This window comes from Rhizobium sp. UFLA01-1127 (genome assembly GCF_059803845.1).
The window spans coordinates 1-18,959 of the sequence record NZ_JAUQTZ010000007.1; the positions used below are offsets into that span (position 1 = coordinate 1).

An 18,959-nucleotide genomic window follows, 5' to 3' on the forward strand; every position below is an offset into this window, starting at 1 on the left:
CGGCATGACGCCCGAGGAGTACCGGCAGAAATGGGGGCTGGCTTCCAATTATCCGATGGTTGCGCAGAATTATGCCAGCCAGCGGTCTGAACTGGCGAGGATTTCCGGCCTCGGTGCCAATGGCAACAGGAAGGAAAGCGTCCGCTAGCGCAGCAGTTTCTCCTCGGAATTGCCCATAGAAACAAGAGGATAGTGCGGATTCGCGCTTCGAAGAAAAGCGGATACTCTGGACGACGGCCCGTTACCGCATTCAGGGCAGGCGACGACAATTCAAGCTGAAGATCTGGATTGTCGTTCTCGGCAGCCATGGCTTGCAAATCAACCGAGAGCAAGTGTTCGGTGACTGCTCTGCCCAAGTAACTGGCGGCCGGCTAATGATGCTGAGCCTTGATATAGGCCGTGAGATCGGCGATTTCCGAGCGCGTCAGCGAGAGGTTCGGCATTCGTGAGTGCTGGGGATCTGCCAGGAACTCCGCTAACCGCGCTGCATTGAAGTGCTTGGATTCGCCGATCTGCGCAAATGTCGGCACCGAATCCGAGCCGGACGTCTGTCCGGGAGCAACGACGTGGCATTGGCTGCACCAACGGTGAGCGATATTGCCTCCTTGCGCGATATCGGCTGCAGCGCCTTCATCGAAGGGTAACAGAACGATGGCAGCAATGACCGCACCTTGCAGACTGTCCATTCGGATCATTGATCGTTTCCTTCTCAGCGTTCGGTTGCTTGCTTATCCTTATTTTCAGCGGGAAGCTTCATCGTCTCGATGAGGACGCTTTGCCAATTTCGTCGCAAGTCGTGGTGATATCTCCGGCATTCACTCGCTCTCCTCGAAACCATATCTCGTGTCTTTCGGCTATCTCCGAATACAATTGCGAGTGCCGACAGTGATTGATCGAGTAACGCAAGTCTCGATTACAGGGGAACGATGTTGTCATCCTTGATTTTGATCAATTCGTCGGGCTTTGATTGCGCAGCCAGCGCCGAGCGATTGCTGGCGCGTCGTGAATGCCGTGACGGACAAGGGCTCACGCGGCTGACGGCTCTATCAAGCCGTCAGAAGAATTCGGCTCGCGAACGGTGGACGTATGAGGCACGATGCGCAGTGCCCGCAGAGCGTTCAAAATGACGGCGACGTCGATCGCCTCCTGGAAGAAGGCGCCCTGCACCGGTGTCAGATGACCGAAGGCGGCTGCCAGCATGCCAAGAACGGAAAGACCGATACCCGCCGCAACGCTTTCGAGCGCGATCCGCCGGGAGCGTTGGGCGATCTCGATTCCCGCTCCCAATTGATCGATGCTGTCAACGAGCAAGACGACATCGGCGGCCTCGGCGGCGGCCGCCGCTCCCCTTGCCCCCATTGCCACACCGACATCAGCAGCAGCAAGCGCCGGCGCATCATTCACGCCGTCTCCCACCATCATCACCGCACCGTTCTTCCTTTCGGTCAGGACCGTCAGAACCTTTTGATCGGGTGTCAGTCCGGCGTAAAGTCCGTCGAAGTCGAGACCTTCCGTGACACGTTCCGCAACCTCGCTTCGGTCGCCGGTCGCCAGAAGAATGCGTTCGACGCCCTCCTTCCGCAATTTGCCGAGCATGGCTTTGGCCCCTTGGCGCAAAGGATCTGCCATGATCAGACGAGCTGCCAGATGGCCATCCACAGCGACAGCCACAAGGACCGAACCGGCGGCGAGGTGCGTAGGGTCGCCCGCCTCTCGTCCTGTGCGCCGGACCACAAAATCTTCGCTGCCTACGATGACCTTCTGATCACCGACACTTCCGACGACGCCTTCGCCCGGGATCTCGATTACCCCGGACGGTGCCGGCAATGTCAGCCCGCGCTCCCTGGCGGCCGTAACGATAGCTTGTGCGACGGGATGCTTGGATGCCTGGTCGAGTGCTGCGGCAAGACGAAGGACATCGTCGTTGGGCATGCCGATACAGCTGTCGATTTCGACGATCCGCGGGCAACCGTCCGTCAGAGTTCCTGTTTTGTCGAGAATGAGCGTCCGGATGCGCGCCATGATTTCGAGAGGCTTTGCCCCCTTGATCAGTACGCCAAAATGCGCGGCTCGCGACAAACCGGCCACCAGCGCTATCGGTACTGCAAGAATCAGCGGACAGGGCGTGGCGACGACCAAAACTCCGACGGCCCGGATCGGATCCTGCGTCAGCCACCAAGCTGTAGCGGCGATTGCCACGGTGACGACGAGAAATCCCAACGACCAGCGGTCTGCGAGCCTTGACATCGGTGCCTTGGACCGTTGTGCCTGATCTACAAGACGGACGATCCCCGCATATGTGCTCTCTTTGGCAAGCCTTGTCGCGATCAGGTCGAAGGCCTCTCCGGCGTTGGTGGAGCCGCTCATGGCCTCGGAGCCCATTGTCAGCCGGATCGGCAGGGATTCTCCGGTCAAGGCGGCGGTGTCGAGAAAGGCAAGCGCAGACGCTATCGTCCCATCTACCGGGACGATATCGCCCTGTCGAACCATCAGCCTGTCGCCTGGCTCGATTTGGTCCAGCGGCACGTCCTCGAGTTCGCCGTTCCGGTGTCGTGTCGCAGTTCGTGGAACGCGTGAAAGGAGGTCGTGCATCTCGCGCCGCGCCCTGCCTTCGGCGAAGCCCTCGAGGAAGGTGCCGCCGGAGTACATTACGGCCACGACCGCAGCCGCGAGCGGCTCGCCGAAGATCACTGCGGCGGACATGGATAGCGCAGCAACGATGTCGAGCCCGACTTCCCCGCGCCATAGAGCGCGAAGGATTTCCAGCAGAAGTGCCGCGAGGACGGGAAGAACGCCGATTGTCCATGCTGTCCTGCCGGCATCGATCCAGCCCGAAAGATGAAAGGCAAGCCCCGACAGCAGGCCCATGAGCGCCACGAGCAGAAGAGTTGTCTTTATTCGATCTCTAGTCGCAAATTCCATGCAGCTGATCCTTGTGGAGCAGGCGCGCTATCCCAGAATGCCGTGGATTAAGTAGGGTCGCTTCAACATGCTTCGCCTTGACCTGCGTCAAAGGGATGGATTGCGTGAGCGTGTTTTCGTAAGTCATCCGCTGAATTGCCGGAGTTTGATCTGGCGGTTCCACCGATAGAAGCTGCAGAGCAAGTGCGCGGATATTTTGGGTTGTTGCTGCGACGCGCGCTGAGAGGTGCGCAATCAGCATCCCTGGCGGGTGCGTCCTGCTTTTCTCGCTGTTGATCCTGTCGGACCCATATGGCAGCCATGCCCATGAATTGTCGTGATATCCCCTGCCGTTGATCTGAATCATCGATACAATTGGTTATCCCTTTATGATCGATGACGTGGCAAAGAAGGGAGATTAAAGATGAGTTACACGCTTGACCGTATTCTCAAGGAAGTCCGTTTCGAGGATGCCATCGCCCGTACCAAGGCTGCGCTTTCCAAGCACGGTTTCGGCGTTTTGACCGAGATCGATGTCAAGGCGACGATGAAAACCAAGATCGATGCCGATATCGATGACTACGTGATTCTTGGAGCCTGCAACCCCCGCATGGCGTTTGAAGCATTGAAACTCGAGCCCAGGATCGGAGCCATGCTGCCTTGCAATGTAATCCTGCGATCAATCGATAGCGGCGATGTCATGGTGAGTGCGGTCGATCCTGGAGCTACCATGCAGGCAATCGACAACGAATCGCTGCGGACACTGGCGCAAACTGTCCGTTTGATGCTCTCCAAGGTGGTCGCGGATGTCTAGAGCAGGATGCCGGAAAGTGTCAGGGGATTTCGGGCGATATCCGTCTCCAACTTTTTGATAGTGTGAGCGTTCAAGACGCAACGGCTTCGAATGAGGGATCGGGATGGAGAGCATTGAACCTTTCGAACGTCTCGGTTTGGCGCTTGCCATCGGGGCTGTCGTCGGCGTGGAGCGTCACTGGCGGGAACGTGACGAGGGTGCCGGCAAGCGTACTGCAGGAATACGCACTTTCATGATCGCAGGCATGCTGGGTGGGCTTTCGGGCCTGATCGAGCAAGCGCTTGCCGCCCCACTTGCACGGTACGGCCTGGTGGTCATCGCCATGTTTGCGATCTTCAGCGCGATCTTTGCTCTCTACCAGTACCGGGAATCGAATTCTGAGGGCAATTACAGCGTCACCACGGTCGTCACTGCCATGTCGACCTTTGCGCTGGGAGCTTTGGCCGTGCTCGGCAACGTACAGTTGGCAGCCGCCGGTGCTGTGGCGCTCGTGGCGGTCCTTGCCAGTCGCGAGATATTGCATAGGTTCGTCCGGGCACTGAGCTGGAACGAGCTGCGATCGGCCATCGTTTTCCTTGCAATGGCCGTCATCGTCTTGCCGATACTGCCAAGCGCACCGCTTGGGCCGTTCGGCGGTATTTCTCCGTCCGGCACATGGCTGTTGGTTGTCCTTCTTGCGGGGGTCTCCTTCCTGGGATACATGGCCGTCAGGGCGTTCGGACGGGTTCGCGGCGAACTCGTCGCCGGAGCCGTCAACGGACTGGTATCGTCAACCGCAATTGCCGTCGAAAATGCCCGTCTTAGCGTTACCGGACAGTCCGCCGCGCTGCTGGCTGCCGGAGCTTCGGCGGCAAATGCAACCTCCTATCTCAAGGTACTGCTCTATACCGCCATCCTTGCCCCGCCAATCGCGGGGCGCCTCGGGGTTTCACTGGTCGTGGCCTGTCTTGTAATGGCCGGTTTTTCACTGCTTTTCACGCAGAACGACACGGCCAAACATACCGGAAGCCGCACGCAAAATCCGTTCGAATTGTTATCCGTGCTGAAAACTGCGCTCCTTCTTGTTGCGGTGGGTTTTCTGGCGCGCGCGGCTGCAAGCTGGTTCGGAGATTCAGGTCTGCTCGTTGTCTCGACGCTTTCCGGGCTCGCGGATATTGACGCCATCACCGTGACGATTGCCGGCATGCGCGACACCATCGGCGTCGAATTCGCGGCAACGGCTCTCGGGGCTGCCGTTATTGCCAACACGGTCGCCAAGATGGCATATGCCTCAGTTCTGGGCAGTCGCGCCTATAGCATGCGCCTCATCCTGGCCAGCATGGCCACGCTCGTCGCCGGCATCTTCGTGTTCGAGACCATGCCTATGATGATATCGCTTGTGATGGAATATTTGCCCGACGGCGTTCAAGGACTTTAAGCTCTGGGCCGTCCATCTCACCATCTCGCTCCCAGATATCTTAAAAGTGCCGAAGAGGCTGATCCGTCCCGGGTTGCACGCGGACACCGTTCCGAGCATGAACCAGGCCCATCCAAAGAGACGGAGCGGTTCGGACAATCCATAAGGAGCTGAATCGCTTCAGTAATGCGGGAATGTCTTCTTAATCCAGCCTTGCGGTGAAGACATAGCCTACTCCTCGCACTGCCTTGATAAACTGTGGTTTCTTGGCATCCTTTTCGATCTTGCGACGCAGCCTTACGATTTGGGCATCGATCGCGCGGTCGAAAGCTTCCAGGTTGCGTCCTTTGGTAAGGTCCATCAGCACCTCGCGAGTAAGCACACGTCCTGCGTTTCGCACGAAAGCCGCCAACATGTCGAACTCGCCGGTCGTCAGCTCGACATCTCGTCCTTCCGGATCGAGAACCTGGCGCCGGCTGATATTCAGCTTCCATCCTTCGAACCCGGTTATCTCCTCGGCGCCGGATTCGGAAATCCGGACAGGAGCCTGACGGCGGCGAAGGATTGATTTGAGACGGGCGTGGACCTCGCGAAGATGAAAAGGCTTGGCGATGTAGTCGTCGGCGCCGACTTCCAACCCGACGATGCGATCGACGACATCGTCACGGCCTGTGAGCATGATGATCGGCACGTCCGATTGGATGCGAATTTCACGGACGAGATCAAGCCCGTCCATGCCGCCCGGAAGAACAAGGTCGAGCAGAATGGCGTCGAAACTTTGCTGGCGCAGGCGCAAGCGCATTTCGTTACCATCTGACGCCGAAGAAATTGTGTAGCCCTCGTCCTCGAAATAGCGAGTCAACATTTGGCGAATACGAGGATCGTCATCAACAACGAGAAGGTGCGCTTCATTCTGGCGTGCCGCCATCATCGATCCGATCAATGTCCCAAGCCACCGATGTTACAGACTGTTACCAAACAACACGGTCTTTAACACGGGCAGCATCATGGTGTCACCTGCGACAGATCATCTATACCCATCGACGATAAAGAGGACAGGTTATGCTGCAGACGAAGAATGTTCATCATCTCAAGGAGGTTACGAATGCAGCGCTTTTCGATGGCGAGCCGGACTGCCTGCAGGCGCTCTTCAAAAGGCAGCCCGTCGAACACCTGGCCGCCGGCCAGTCCTTGTTCTTTGAAGGTGATATCGCAAAGCATCTCTTCGAAGTGGTCGAGGGGAGCCTGCGCATATTCAAGATCATTTCCGACGGGCGCCGCGTCATCACCGGATTCCTGCATGCCGGTGATATCGTCGGAGTCTCCTTGAAAAACCACTATCTTTACAGTGCCGAAGCGATTGTCGATGTCCGCGTTCGTCGCCTTGTGCGCAAAACGTTTGAGGCTGAAATTGCCAGATGTCCCGATTTGCGGCCCGAAGTGTTTTCCCATCTCTGCGACGAGATGGCCGCGGCCCAAGACCAAATGGTTCTGCTGTCGTGCAAGAATGCCGAGGAGCGCGTATGCACGTTCTTGCGCAAGCAGATCAAGCGCGGTTCAGGCCTCCAGGGAAATGGTGTTCTTGTCGACCTGCCGATGACAAGGCTGGATATCGCGGATTACCTCGGCCTTACGATCGAAACCGTTTCCAGAACGATGACCAAGCTGACACAGCGGGGAATCCTCTGTTCGGTCGGCCGCCACGCGGTGCAGGTCATGAAATATGGAGTGCTGGCCCAACTTTCAGGGGACGATGAATATTATAGCGACGAACGTGCGCAAATCTCTTACGCTGGAGCCAATCACCACTAGATGCAGATGAAGAAAGTCAATGAGCAGCAAGATCGTCAGCAACGCTTTGGGCACGGACAAGGTGGACGAAATCACCCGCCTGCTCGATGGGGTCAATTTGATCGTTCATGGACTTGACGGGATCATCAGCCATTGGACGGGAGGCTGCCAAGCCCTCTATGGGTGGTCGCAGGAGGAAGCCATTGGACAAGTCATTCACGAACTGCTGTCGACCCGTTTTCCGAGGCCGCTCGAGGAAATCCGCGGCATCGTCCGGCGTGACGGCGCATGGGAAGGCGAGGTCGTGCATCGCACGAAGGATGGTCGCTCCCTTTTTGTTGCGACACGTTGGGCGCTCGTCACACCGGATGCCAACGGCAAGGCACTGATCATTCAGAACAACAATGATGTGAGCGAAATGAAGAGAGCTCGGGACGATCTTGCGGAGAGGGAAGCGCATCTGCGCTCGATTCTCGATACCGTGCCGGAATCCATGATCGTCATCGATGACGCCGGGACGATTTCGTCCTTCAGCGCCGCAGCGGAAAAATTGTTCGGTTATACGGCTGCGGAAGTGTGCGGCAAAAACGTGAAGATGTTGATGCCGCAGCCCGATCGCGATGCGCATGACGGCTATATCTCGCGTTACCTGACGACCGGCGAGCGCCGCATCATCGGCTATGGGCGGGTCGTCACCGGGCAACGCAAGGATGGTTCACAGTTTCCCATGGAGCTCGCCGTCGGTGAGGCGCTCACCAGGGGCGGGCGCATCTTTACCGGTTTCATCCGCGACCTGACGAGCCGGCACAAGATCGAGGAAGAACTGCGGCAGGCGCAAAAGATGGAAGCCATCGGCCAGCTGACCGGCGGCCTGGCGCACGACTTCAACAACCTGCTCACGGTCATCAGCGGCAATCTCGAAATGATCGAGAACAAGCTACATGACGCAAAGCTCCGTCCGCTGCTGCGCGAGGCGCAGGACGCCGCGGAAGACGGCGCCAAGCTGACGGGACAGTTGCTCGCCTTCGGGCGCCGTCAGCCCCTCAATCCGAAACTCGTCGATGTCGGCCAGCTCGTTTCCGGCTTTTCCGATCTCCTGCGGCGGACCCTGGGCGAGGCAATCGAGTTTCGCACGATCGTCTCCGGATCGGCAAACAACGCGCTGGTCGATACGTCGCAATTGCAGAATGCGCTATTGAACCTCGTTCTCAATGCGCGCGATGCCATGGAGCGTGGCGGTAAGCTTTCGATCGAGATTTCGCGTGTTCATCTCGATGTCGATTATGCGCAGATGTATCCGCAGGTCCGCACGGGCGAATTCGTCCTGATTGCGGTGACGGACACCGGTCACGGCATGTCGGTTGACACGAAGCAGCGTGCCTTCGAACCCTTCTTTACCACCAAAGGCCTTGGTGCCGGCACCGGCCTTGGCCTCTCCATGGTCTATGGCTTTGCCAGGCAATCCGGAGGCCATGTCCAGCTCTACAGCGAGATAGGGCAGGGGACGAGCGTGCGCATTTTTCTTCCCGCCGTACACCGGGAAAATGCCGAGGCGAGCGATCGCCACCAGGGTGACCCGGTTCAGCAGACCATTCCCCGCGGTTCGGAGAAAATTCTCGTCGTCGAAGATGATCCGCGCGTGCGTCGAGTCGCGGTTTCCAGGCTGCTTGATGCCGGCTATCAGGTCGTCGAGGCAGTCAATGGCCAAGACGCACTCGACCGGCTGGACGAGAACCCGGATGTCGCATTGCTGTTTACCGATATCGTCATGCCAGGTGGCATGACCGGTGACGAACTTGCCAATACCGTCCGTGCGATGAGACCGGGAATCAAGATCCTCTTTACCTCCGGCTACGCGGAGCCGACGATTGCCGGCCGGGAACTCGCGCAGTCCGGAACCTGGCTGAAGAAGCCCTATACGGCTCGCGAGCTGGCGCAGCGGCTTCGGGATCTTCTCGACTAAAGCAATTCCAGGAAAAGTGTATAGCAGTTTTCCATTCGAAATTGCGCAAAAACAAAAGGATAGAGCCTTTCCGCGATCCAAAGAAAAGCGGGAGGGCTTTAGGCGCGTCGCGATCCTTCTTCGCCGTGTTCACAATTCCAGGATAGAGCTGTCCGGCAGCCGGATCGGGCGATGGGTCGAAATCACCAGAATGCGGTCGCTTAATCGATCAGCAAGGCGGGCAAGAATCCGCTGACCCTGTGGCGTGTCGAGATGCTCGGTCGGCTCATCGAGCAAAACGACCGGAGTGCGAACAAGGAAGGCGCGCGCCAGATTGAGCCGCTGCGCCTCGCCGAGCGATAGCATGTCCTGTCTTATCCATGCATCGAGGCCGCCGGCACTTCGGATGCGCTCATCGAGCTCGACTGCGCCAAGCGCCTGCCACGTCATTTGATCGCTGGCTTCGGGAGCAAAAAGGTTGCCTCTGACGGTGTCATCGAGAACGGCCGCATCATGGAGGACGAGGCTTGTCGATGCCTGCCGCTGCTGGGCTGTGAGACTTGCCCCGCTTGCCTCGAACAGGTCTTCGCCGATCCAGCCCGCAATCTGTTTCAGCAGGCTCGATTTGCCGCTGCCGCTCGTACCGACCACCAGCAATGGAGACCCAGATCTCAAACGCAGCGCAATCGGCTGAGTGCCGATCGGAGCAGCCGACGGAGAGATTCGTTGCAGATGCCGATGCCGGATTTCGAGCGGCGTTTCGTGCCTTGAGCAGCCTGACGGGATTTCTGCCGCTCTTTTCCATCGACTGATTTCCGCCCAGGCGGCGTCGCGGCGCAGATCGGCGATCAGAATCCGCGAAGCGCCATTCACGGTTTCGCCCAATGCCAGCCATGCAAAGCCAAGCGCTATGGGGAGCAGCATCGCCTCGCCGCGAACGCCCGCAAGCCAAGCGGCGGTCGCGACGCTGATGCCCGCAATCGGGCCGGCGACGGAAGCAAGGGCGTCAAATCCCGATTGGAGGCGGCGCAGGGTAAGCATGACGCGATCGGCCTCGCAAAACGCGTCCAAAGCCGATCGACACTCGTCATCCCAAAGGCGTTCGGCCTTCAAGGCGACGGTGGACGCCATGGCGGCTCCCAGTCGCTCGGCGCCGTCTCGTCTCATTTCTCTCGTCTTTGCCAAGGCGACCTTTCCGACCCTTGCAAGTTTGCGCCCAACCGCGGCGCCGGCCGATAGCAGCGCCGTAATAGGCAACAGCGACAAGGGTGCGATGATGGCGGAACAGACGAGGAGTGCCGCAAGACCCGCAATCATCGTGACGAGCGGAAGACGGACGCGCAGACGCGCATAATCGACATCGTCGACGTCGTCCAGATAATCGGCAAGGCGGGCTTCGTCGCCAAGCTGCCAGCCGGCGCTGCGCACGGCGGGCGCCGCCGCCATGGAGGCAAACAGATCCACCCGGCGATCTATCTGATCGGCAAGGGCCGCCTTGTGACCGATGAGGCGCTCGCCATAGCGTGCAGCCGTGCGCCCAATCGCGAATAGGCGGATGAACGCCGAGGGGACATGGAAGTTGAAGGTGGCAGCCGCAGCCGTAAGGCCTGCGGTCGCAACCGCGCCCAGGAACCACGCCGAGACGCCACCGAGGAGGATACCGCAGGAAAGCGCGCAACAGCTCAGCAGTGTGGCCCGTCGCCAGTGCTTGCCATTTGCAGAAAGGGGTTCGCTCATCAGGCCGTCACCTCGATAGTCTCGCGCTTTGAAAGGTCGATCGCCAGTCTCGAGGCTCCCGCCAGTTCCCTGTCGTGCGTGGCCACGACGACGAGTCGCGAGCGTGCGATGCCGACAAGTGTCTGCCGAACGCGCGCAGAGGTCATTGCGTCGAGCTTGGCCGTCGGTTCGTCCGCGAGAATCGTCTTTCCCGACAGAATGGCCCGGGCGACGGAGACGCGCAGTCTCTGGCCGCCTGAAAGATTGCCGCCGCCGCGGTCAAGCGGTGCATCGAGACCACCGGGCAGAAGCGCATCGTCAAGGAGGCCAACCGCGTTTGCCGCATCGAACAATCCCGTCGGAGATACCGGCGGCAGCTTCCAGCAGATCGCCTCGCGAAGCGTGCCCCCGCCCACGAAACTGTCGGTCGAAACCCATGCGATATCATCGGAAATTGGTGGTGCGGCGCTTTCCTCCCGTTCCAATCGGGCAAGCCTGCGCAACAGGGTCGTCTTGCCGCAGCCGCTGGGTCCGGTGATGGCAACAAGGCCATGTTCGGGAAATGGCGGGATCGGCCGGTTAAGGGCCGCAACGGCGACCGTCTCCGCAGCATCGGCATTGAGCAGCCGGTCAAGTGCATTTGCCGCGGCCAAGCCTTCCGCCTTGGCGTGGTATTGTTCGGAGAAGCGCCTGAAAGGCGCGAAATATTCCGGCGCGATCATCAGAATGAACAGGCTTTGCCAAAGGGCGAGGTCGGAAAAACCCGGGATCATCATCAATTTGAGATGCCCAAGACCCAGAAAGACCGCAAGCAATGCAATCGATAGCGAAGCGAAGAAGTCGATGATGCCGGCATTGATGAAGGCGATGCCGAGAACGCCCATGGTCTCGTGCGCATAGGTCTCCAGGCGTACGGCGAGCTTTTTCTCCTCCACGGCAAGGGCGTGATTGGCGAGAATGGTCGGCAAAGTGCGGATGCGATCGGCAAATTGCCCGGCAAGACGGCCGAAGGCCTGTTCCTGAACGGCCGCGCGGCTGCGGATTGCGCCGCCCACCAGTGCAAAGAACAGGATCATGACCGGTGTCAGACAGACGATGAGGACGGCCGCCTGCCAGGAGACGAGCAAGAGCACGGCTGCGGCCATCATCGGGCCGGCCCCCATCATCATGGAGGCGATGCGATGGCTGATGACAAGCGATGCCACCGATTCGGGATGGCGTTGCATGGCGACGGCCAGCGTCCCGACCGGCAGCCGGTTCAGCTGTCGCGGCGACATATTGTTCAGCCTTCGTCTTGCAATATCGCGTAGTCCGGTCGCGACGGCGGTTTCGGCGCTCGCTTGCATCCGGTCGCCGAAAAGTCCGATGAGGGCGGAGCCTGCGAGAAGGCCGATCGCCAGGATCGGCAGCCACGGATTCACCCCTTGGTTCATCACCAGCCGGCCGGCGACCACGGCGGCGCCTGCCGAAAAGCCCAGCCGCAAAACCATGCGCACGACCTGAGCCAAGAATGCGGTCCGCAAGTCGGCTTTCGCGCCGTCCCGCGCCATCGCCAGCGCGTTGATCTTGCCGGCGCTGACGCGCATGGGTTCCGGCTTTGCCGTCGATGCCTTGTCCTTGTTCATGCTGTCCTTTTGGCATCGATCGGCCGCCTTGCGATTGATCTAGATCAACTCGCCGAACGATCTCTCGCGCTAACAGATATCGTCAAAGAAAGGATTTTCCCATGTTCGACCCGCTTCTCGTCGATCTATCCCGGCTCCAGTTCGCGCTGACGGCGCTCTATCACTTCCTCTTCGTGCCGCTGACGCTCGGCCTCTCCATCATGATCGCGATGATGGAGACCGTTTATGTCATGACGCGCCGAGGCATCTGGCGCGACATGACGAAATTCTGGGGCATGCTCTTCGGCATTAACTTCGCGCTCGGCGTCGCAACGGGTATCACCATGGAGTTCCAGTTCGGCATGAACTGGGCCTATTATTCCCACTATGTCGGCGACGTTTTCGGTGCGCCGCTTGCGATCGAGGGCTTGATGGCCTTCTTTCTGGAGGCGACCTTCGTCGGTCTGTTCTTCTTCGGCTGGGATCGCCTTTCGCCTCGCGCCCATATGGCCGTGACCTGGCTGATGGCGCTCGGCACGAATTTCTCGGCGCTCTGGATCCTGATTGCCAACGGATGGATGCAGAACCCGGTGGGTTCGGCCTTCAATCCCGATACGATGCGCATGGAAGTGACCGACTTCATGGCCGTCCTGTTCAACCCTGTCGCCCAGGCGAAGTTCGTCCATACCGTCTCGGCGGGCTACGTCTGCGGCGCGGTTTTCGTCCTTGGCGTTTCGGCATGGTACATGCTGCGCAACCGGCATGTCGCGCTCGCAAAGCGCTCCTTCGTGATTGCCGCAGCCTTCGGCGTCGCCTCGTCCCTTTCGGTGATCGTGCTGGGTGACGAAAGCGGCTACGCCTTGACCGATAACCAGAAGATGAAGCTTGCGGCCATCGAAGCCATGTGGGAGACGGAGCCCGCGCCGGCATCCTTCACGGCCTTTGGAATTCCAAGCCTTGCGGACCACAAGACCCATTATGCCGTCCATATCCCCTGGGTCATGGGCCTGATCGGCACCCGCTCGATCGACAAGGAAATTCCCGGCATCGACCAGCTGGTCGCGAAGGCCGAGGACCGTGTACGCAACGGCTTGGGCGCCTATGACGCGCTGGAAAAGCTGAAGGTCAATCCGGGCGACGCGGCAGCACGGACGACATTCCAGGCTAAGTCGCAGGATCTCGGCTACGCGCTTCTTTTGAAGCAATATGTCGAAGATCCGCGCACCGCCACCGATCAGCAGATCAAGGATGCCGCCTGGTCTTCGGTGCCGCAAGTTCCCTGGCTCTTCTTCTCCTTCCGTATCATGGTGGCCTGCGGCTTTGCTCTTCTCGTCCTCTTTGTCACCTCTCTCTGGTACACGATGCGGGAGAGGGGCGCTCCACGCTGGCTGTTCAGCCTGGCGGTGCTTGCCATGCCGTTGCCGTGGATCGCGATCGAGCTTGGATGGTTCGTTGCCGAATTCGGGCGCCAGCCGTGGATCATCGATGGCGTGCTGCCGACCTTCCTCGCAACCTCGGAGCTCGGCGTCTACAACCTCATCCTCAGTATTGCTGGCTTCACCCTGGTCTACGGCGTGCTCGCCGTCATCGAAGTGCGGCTGATGCTGGCGGCCATCAGCAAGGGTCCTGATATCGCCGACATGATCACAGACAAGCCTTCGGCTCCGCGCGTGGGCGCGAAGCCCGCAATGCAGCCGGGCGAATAGCCATTCCCGAAAAGGACCAAGTCAATGATCGAATTTCTTTTCAGTTATGAAACGCTCCGCGTTACCTGGTGGATCCTGCTCGGCGTACTGCTCATCGGGTTCGCCGCCATGGACGGTTTCGACATGGGCGTGGGGACGCTATTGCCCTTCGTTGCGAAGACCGACCTCGAGCGCCGGGTTGCCATCAACACCGTCGGCCCGGTCTGGGAGGGCAATCAGGTCTGGTTCATCCTCGGCGGCGGCGCCATTTTTGCAGCCTGGCCAGCGCTCTACGCATTGAGCTTTTCAGGTTTTTATCTGGCGATGTTCCTGGTGCTGCTTGCCCTGATCCTGCGGCCGGTCGCCTTCAAATACCGCTCGAAGAGACCGGAAAAGGCCTGGCGCGCCCGCTGGGACTGCGCACTGTTCATCGGTGGCGCCGTTCCCTCGCTGATCTTCGGCGTTGCCGTCGGCAACGCCCTGCAAGGCGTGCCGTTCCATTTGACCTCGGATCTGCGACCGATCTACGAAGGCACTCTTTTCGGACTGCTCAACCCACTGGCACTTTATTGCGGTCTGGTTTCCCTGTCGATGCTCGTCATGCATGGCGCAGCCTGGCTTGCCTTCAAGGCCGAAGGCATCGTTGCCGAGCGTGCAAAGGCGATCGGATCCAAGATCGCAATGGTCGCCGGCCTGCTTTTTGCCGGGGGCGGCGTGCTGGTCTGGCTCGGGCTGCTTGGGGGTTATCATGTCACCTCGGCGATCAAATGGGATGGGCCGTCAAATCCGCTTTTGAAAAGCGTTGCGCGTGACGGCGGCGCCTGGCTTGCCAATTTCGAGGCTCACCCGGCTCTGTGGCTGGTGCCCACCATCGGTATCATCGGCCCCTTCTTCGTGGCCTTGGGCTTCCGCACACGCCGCGAGGGCCTGACCTTCATCGCGTCGAAACTCTCGGTCGCCATGATCATCGCGACGGTCGGTCTGGCAATGTTCCCGGTCATACTGCCGTCGAGCACCAATCCCGGCCACTCCTTGACCGTCTTCGATGCGTCGTCCAGCCGCGCGACGCTGCGCAACATGCTTCTGGCGACCGCCATCTTCATGCCGCTCGTCCTTCTCTACACCGCCTGGGTCTATCGGGTTCTATGGGGCAAGGTGAGTGAAAAGGGCATCGAGAAGGCAGGGCATTCAGCCTACTGACCGGAATAGGAGATCGAATTATGTGGTATTTTGCCTGGGTCCTCGGATTAGGTCTGGCTGCCGCCGTGGGTATCCTCAATGCGCTCTGGTACGAGCTCCGCGTCCTGCGCGAGGAGGCGGCCGGCGACACCATACAATTGCCCACGCCATGATGACGAGGAGGCCGAACCGAGGCAGGTTCGGCCTCCTCTTCCGTTGCCGGAGGGGCATGGAACGCGGCACCCGCGTCAGTAAAGCAATCGTGTGCGTATGGTTCCCGGAATCTGGCGAAGTGCGTCAAGTATGTCGTCCGCCGTCTGGTCGACAACGCCCTCGGCTTCGATGACCACGTAACCCGTATCGCCATGCGTCTGCAGGAACTCGCCGACGATATTCAGCCCGCGCGACGAGAAAATCGTATTCAGGCTGTTCAGGATACCCGGGCGGTTTTCATGGACATGGATGAAGCGCGTGCCATTTGGCCGCGGCGGCAGTTGAACCTGCGGAAAGTTGACTGCGCCGAGCGTCGAGCCGACGTCGGAATATTCGACAAGCTTCCTGGAAACTTCCCTTCCGATGCGCTCCTGCGCCTCTTCGGTCGATCCGCCGATATGCGGGGTGAGGATGACATTGTCCAAACCCTGCAGCGGCGTTTCGAAGCGTTCCCTGTTCGATGCCGGCTCCTTCGGAAACACGTCGACGGCCGCGCCTGCGAGGTGTCCTTCTTTCAAAACCTTTGCAAGCGCTTCAAGATCGACGACGGTGCCGCGGGAATTATTGATGAAAAAGGCGCCCTTTTTCATTCTGCGCAGCTCGGCCTCGGTGATCATGTTTTGCGTCGAGCTGGTTTCAGGAACGTGCAGCGTCACGAAGTCGGAGATTTCGAGAAGCTCGCCGAGCGTTGCCATCGATTCTGAATTACCGTGGCGAAGCTTGTCCGAAGGATCGAAATAGCGGACGTTCATACCCATGCTTTCGGCAAGAACGCTGAGCTGCGAACCGATATTGCCGTAGCCGACGATACCCAGCGTTTTCCCGCGCATCTCTCGGCTGCCTTCGGCCGATTTGTCCCATCCGCCCAGATGAGCGGAAGCCGAACGCGGAAAAATCCGCCTTGTCAGCATGATGATTTCACCAATCACGAGCTCTGCGACCGAGCGCGTATTCGAATAGGGAGCGTTAAAGACGGGAATCCCGCGTCTGCGGGCCGCATCCAGATCGACCTGATTTGTTCCGACTGAAAAACAGCCGACGGCCATCAGCTTCTTGGCGGCGCTGAAAATCTCCTCCGTCAGCTGCGTGCGTGAACGAATTCCGACAATATGCGCTTCGGCTATATGACTTTTGAGATCCTTGTCGTCCAGCGCCTTCGGCAGATGGGTGAGATTGACGTAGCCGGATGACGAAAAATAATCCACGGCGCTCTGGCTGATGCCCTCCAGCAGGAGTACGGAAATGCGATCGCGCGGAAGAGAAAGAAGTTTGGTCATTGAATTGCTTTCGATGCTCGAATTCCATCTGGCCTAAGTCGCTCGTCCATCATAAGCGCTCACAGCTATGCCGACATGACTTAGCGACTATCCAATGGACGGTGCAAGAGCAAATTCAACCCGGTGAGAGGCAAAGGAGCAGGCTCGGAAAACCGTTTCGCACTTTTCCTGAAATTGCTCTATGCCAGCGCCCTTCTGCCAGCCTCCACCACCGCCTCGGTAGTGATCCCGAATTTTTTGTAGACGTCGCCGATCTTGCCGGAGGCGCCGAATGTGTGCATGCCGACGAACTGGCCGTCAAAGCCGAGATAGCGGTCCCAGCTGTCCCGGACGGCGGCTTCGACCGCGACCCGGGCCGTTCCATCGCCGAGAACCTTTCGCTTGTAGGAGTCATCCTGGGCTTCGAAGATCAGGCGGCATGGCATAGACACCACCGCCGTGCGGATGCCCTCAGCCTGCAGCGTTTGGCGAGCGTTAACGGCGAGCTGGAGTTCCGATCCAGTCGCCATGATGGTCAGCTGACGGGTCCCGCCCTCGGCTTCAAGCAGGATGTAAGCGCCCTTGGCGGAGAGATTTTCATTGCCGGCTGTCTTGCGCAGCAATGGCATCGGCTGGCGCGACAGGGCGATCAAAGCTGCCTGGCGCGGCGTCTCCAGGATCACCTGCCAGCATTCCGCCGTCTCGATCGGGTCGCCCGGCCGATAGACCGCGAGCCGGGGGATGGCGCGCAGTGCCGTCAAGTGTTCGACCGGCTGATGCGTCGGGCCATCTTCGCCGAGGCCGATCGAGTCATGCGTCATGACGAAGATCGAGCGCACCTCCATCATTGCCGCAAGCCGGATTGCCGGCCGGGCATAATCCGAGAAAGTCAGGAATGTGCCGCCATAGGGGATCAATCCGCCATGCAGCGCGATGCCATTCATGGCGGCGGCCATGCCGTGTTCGCGGACACCATAATGGATATAGGAACCATCATAGCTTCCCGGCGTGATCTCCACCTGGCCCTTGGCCTTCGTGTTATTGGACGGGGTGAGGTCGGCCGAGCCGCCCAGCAGCTCGGGGACGACGCTTGCCAGATGATCGAGAACGATGCCACTTGCCTGGCGGGTGGCGAGATCCTTGTCGCTGGCAAGCAGCATCTGCTTTGCCTTCTCGATCGCCCTTTGCCATCCGTCCGGCAATTCGCCATTCATGCGGCGCCGGAAGTCGCCGTTTTCCGCCGCCTTGACGCGATCAGCCCAGGCCATGCGTGCTTCGTGGCCCTTCGCGCCGATCCGGCGCCAGGCATCAAGAAGATCGGCCGGGATTTCAAAGGGTGGCGACGGCCAATCGAGCAGTTTGCGCGCGCCCGCGATTTCTTCCGCGCCGGGTGCGTCGCTATGCGCCTTCTGAGTGCCCGCCCGGGTCGGAAAGCCAAAGCCGATAACGGTCCTGCAGGCGATCAATGATGGCTGGTCGGCGACATTCTGCGCTTCGACGATGGCGTTGTGAATGGCGTCGGTGTCATGGCCGTCGATCTCCAGAACATGCCATTTCGCCGCCCGGAACCGTGCCGGATGATCGTCCGATTCGGCGAGGCTGGTGGCGCCGTCGATCGAGATCGAATTGTTGTCCCAGAAGGCGATCAGCTTGCCGAGCTTCAGATGGCCCGCAAGCGAGATCGCTTCATGGCTGATACCTTCCATCATGCAGCCGTCACCGAGGAAGACATAGGTGAAGTGGCTGGATAGCGCATCGCCGAATTTTGCATTCATGATCCGCTCGGCAAGCGCAAATCCGACGGAATTGGCAATGCCTTGCCCCAGCGGCCCGGTGGTCGTTTCGATGCCGGTCGCGTGATGATATTCCGGATGCCCCGCCGTCTTACCGTCGATCTGGCGGAAGGCTTTGATCTGATCGATCGTCATGTCCTCATAGCCTGTGAGATAGAGCAGGCTGTAGAGCAGCATCGAACCGTGCCCGTTGGAGATCAGGAAGCGGTCGCGGTCGAACCAATAAGGATCCGATGCGTCGAATTTGAGGAAGTCGCGGTAAAGGACGGTGGCGATGTCAGCCATGCCCATCGGCATGCCGGGATGACCGCTATTGGCCCGCTGCACAGCATCCATCGAAAGGAATCTTATGCAGTTTGCCAGCTTGCGCAGATGTTCGTCACGCGGCGCGGGGACTGTCTTTACATCGGCCATGGTCTTCTCCTCGAGAGATGCATCCAGAAATGCGGCATGCGGAATTGACATTTGCGAGCAAAATATCGGCTGCGATCAGGTTCTTGCCGCCGAAACCGATGTCGCAATCATCCAGTCGAACCGGAACGGTCGCATCGTCTCCCGGGGTTTGCTCGAATCCATCGCACCAGACCCAGGCTCCTGCAGCGCGCGCAGATTTCACTGCCTGTTTCGTCCGTCAACCTGGCGCAGAACAGCCATCAGCCGCTGTCACCC

At 59.5% G+C, this 18,959-nt stretch carries 17 protein-coding genes; 8 read left to right on the top strand and 9 right to left on the bottom strand.

Annotated features, from left to right (window positions below; genetic code table 11):
• Window positions 1–148: MucR family transcriptional regulator (locus Q4Q11_RS02940; RefSeq protein WP_498568624.1), on the top strand; the 148-nt coding region annotated here is incomplete at its 5' end.
• 223 nt (window positions 149–371) lie between these two features.
• On the opposite strand, the gene Q4Q11_RS02945 is transcribed toward Q4Q11_RS02940, so the two are convergent.
• The 3 genes from Q4Q11_RS02945 to Q4Q11_RS02955 all read right to left on the bottom strand — a co-directional run bounded on the left by Q4Q11_RS02945 (window position 372) and on the right by Q4Q11_RS02955 (window position 3,268).
• Complete coding sequence (locus Q4Q11_RS02945) at window positions 372–695, bottom strand: cytochrome C (RefSeq protein ID WP_112512927.1); 324 nt, start codon at window positions 693–695, stop codon at window positions 372–374.
• 331 nt (window positions 696–1,026) lie between these two features.
• Complete coding sequence (locus tag Q4Q11_RS02950) at window positions 1,027–2,922, bottom strand: heavy metal translocating P-type ATPase (protein ID WP_498568553.1); 1,896 nt, start codon at window positions 2,920–2,922, stop codon at window positions 1,027–1,029.
• The gene (locus tag Q4Q11_RS02955; protein WP_498568554.1) at window positions 2,906–3,268 is read right to left on the bottom strand and encodes a hypothetical protein; all 363 of its coding nucleotides are present in this window, start codon (window positions 3,266–3,268) and stop codon (window positions 2,906–2,908) included. Before Q4Q11_RS02955 ends, Q4Q11_RS02950 begins: the two co-directional genes overlap by 17 nt.
• A gap of 57 nt (window positions 3,269–3,325) precedes the next feature.
• On the opposite strand from Q4Q11_RS02955, the gene Q4Q11_RS02960 reads away from it, so the two are divergent.
• Window positions 3,326–3,715 carry a DUF302 domain-containing protein gene (locus tag Q4Q11_RS02960; protein WP_112512929.1) on the top strand — a complete coding sequence of 130 codons (390 nt, stop codon included), beginning with the start codon at window positions 3,326–3,328 and terminating at the stop codon, window positions 3,713–3,715.
• Window positions 3,716–3,818: 103 nt separating this feature from the next.
• The gene (locus Q4Q11_RS02965; RefSeq protein ID WP_498568555.1) at window positions 3,819–5,132 is read left to right on the top strand and encodes an MgtC/SapB family protein; all 1,314 of its coding nucleotides are present in this window, start codon (window positions 3,819–3,821) and stop codon (window positions 5,130–5,132) included.
• A 181-nt stretch (window positions 5,133–5,313) separates the two neighbouring features.
• Here Q4Q11_RS02965 and Q4Q11_RS02970 read toward each other — a convergent pair whose 3' ends face one another.
• Both Q4Q11_RS02970 and Q4Q11_RS02975 read right to left on the bottom strand, forming a co-directional pair.
• Window positions 5,314–6,039: a response regulator gene (locus tag Q4Q11_RS02970; RefSeq protein ID WP_112512999.1), complete on the bottom strand. Its 726-nt coding sequence runs from the start codon at window positions 6,037–6,039 to the stop codon at window positions 5,314–5,316.
• A 77-nt stretch (window positions 6,040–6,116) separates the two neighbouring features.
• Window positions 6,117–6,413 carry a hypothetical protein gene (locus tag Q4Q11_RS02975; RefSeq protein WP_498568627.1) on the bottom strand — a complete coding sequence of 99 codons (297 nt, stop codon included), beginning with the start codon at window positions 6,411–6,413 and terminating at the stop codon, window positions 6,117–6,119.
• Between Q4Q11_RS02975 and Q4Q11_RS02980 the strand changes: the two genes are divergently transcribed.
• Both Q4Q11_RS02980 and Q4Q11_RS02985 read left to right on the top strand, forming a co-directional pair.
• Window positions 6,303–6,923, top strand: a complete 621-nt coding sequence (locus Q4Q11_RS02980) for a helix-turn-helix domain-containing protein (protein WP_498568625.1) — start codon at window positions 6,303–6,305, stop codon at window positions 6,921–6,923. The two genes, Q4Q11_RS02975 and Q4Q11_RS02980, sit on opposite strands and share 111 nt — an antisense overlap.
• Window positions 6,924–6,942: 19 nt before the next feature.
• Entirely contained in the window at window positions 6,943–8,865 is a 1,923-nt protein-coding gene (locus Q4Q11_RS02985; protein ID WP_498568556.1) for a hybrid sensor histidine kinase/response regulator, read from the top strand.
• Between the two features lie 129 nt (window positions 8,866–8,994).
• Here Q4Q11_RS02985 and Q4Q11_RS02990 read toward each other — a convergent pair whose 3' ends face one another.
• Entirely contained in the window at window positions 8,995–10,581 is a 1,587-nt protein-coding gene (locus tag Q4Q11_RS02990) for an ATP-binding cassette domain-containing protein (protein ID WP_498568557.1), read from the bottom strand.
• Window positions 10,581–12,185 carry an ATP-binding cassette domain-containing protein gene (locus Q4Q11_RS02995; protein ID WP_498568558.1) on the bottom strand — a complete coding sequence of 535 codons (1,605 nt, stop codon included), beginning with the start codon at window positions 12,183–12,185 and terminating at the stop codon, window positions 10,581–10,583. The genes Q4Q11_RS02990 and Q4Q11_RS02995 overlap by 1 nt, the downstream gene beginning before the upstream one ends.
• 101 nt (window positions 12,186–12,286) lie before the next feature.
• On the opposite strand from Q4Q11_RS02995, the gene Q4Q11_RS03000 reads away from it, so the two are divergent.
• From Q4Q11_RS03000 to cydX, 3 genes are read left to right on the top strand one after another with little or no spacing between them, the layout of a single operon-like run.
• Entirely contained in the window at window positions 12,287–13,870 is a 1,584-nt protein-coding gene (locus Q4Q11_RS03000) for a cytochrome ubiquinol oxidase subunit I (RefSeq protein WP_498568559.1), read from the top strand.
• Window positions 13,871–13,894: 24 nt separating this feature from the next.
• Window positions 13,895–15,049, top strand: a complete 1,155-nt coding sequence (gene cydB / locus Q4Q11_RS03005; protein ID WP_498568560.1) for a cytochrome d ubiquinol oxidase subunit II — start codon at window positions 13,895–13,897, stop codon at window positions 15,047–15,049.
• Between the two features lie 20 nt (window positions 15,050–15,069).
• Window positions 15,070–15,201, top strand: a complete 132-nt coding sequence (gene cydX, locus Q4Q11_RS03010; protein WP_498568561.1) for a cytochrome bd-I oxidase subunit CydX — start codon at window positions 15,070–15,072, stop codon at window positions 15,199–15,201.
• Window positions 15,202–15,276: 75 nt separating this feature from the next.
• Here the strand turns inward: cydX and serA are convergent, their stop codons facing one another.
• Both serA and tkt read right to left on the bottom strand, forming a co-directional pair.
• Window positions 15,277–16,518, bottom strand: a complete 1,242-nt coding sequence (serA, locus tag Q4Q11_RS03015) for a phosphoglycerate dehydrogenase (protein WP_498568562.1) — start codon at window positions 16,516–16,518, stop codon at window positions 15,277–15,279.
• Between the two features lie 179 nt (window positions 16,519–16,697).
• Window positions 16,698–18,704, bottom strand: a complete 2,007-nt coding sequence (tkt, locus tag Q4Q11_RS03020; RefSeq protein WP_498568563.1) for a transketolase — start codon at window positions 18,702–18,704, stop codon at window positions 16,698–16,700.
• Window positions 18,705–18,959 lie beyond the last annotated feature (255 nt).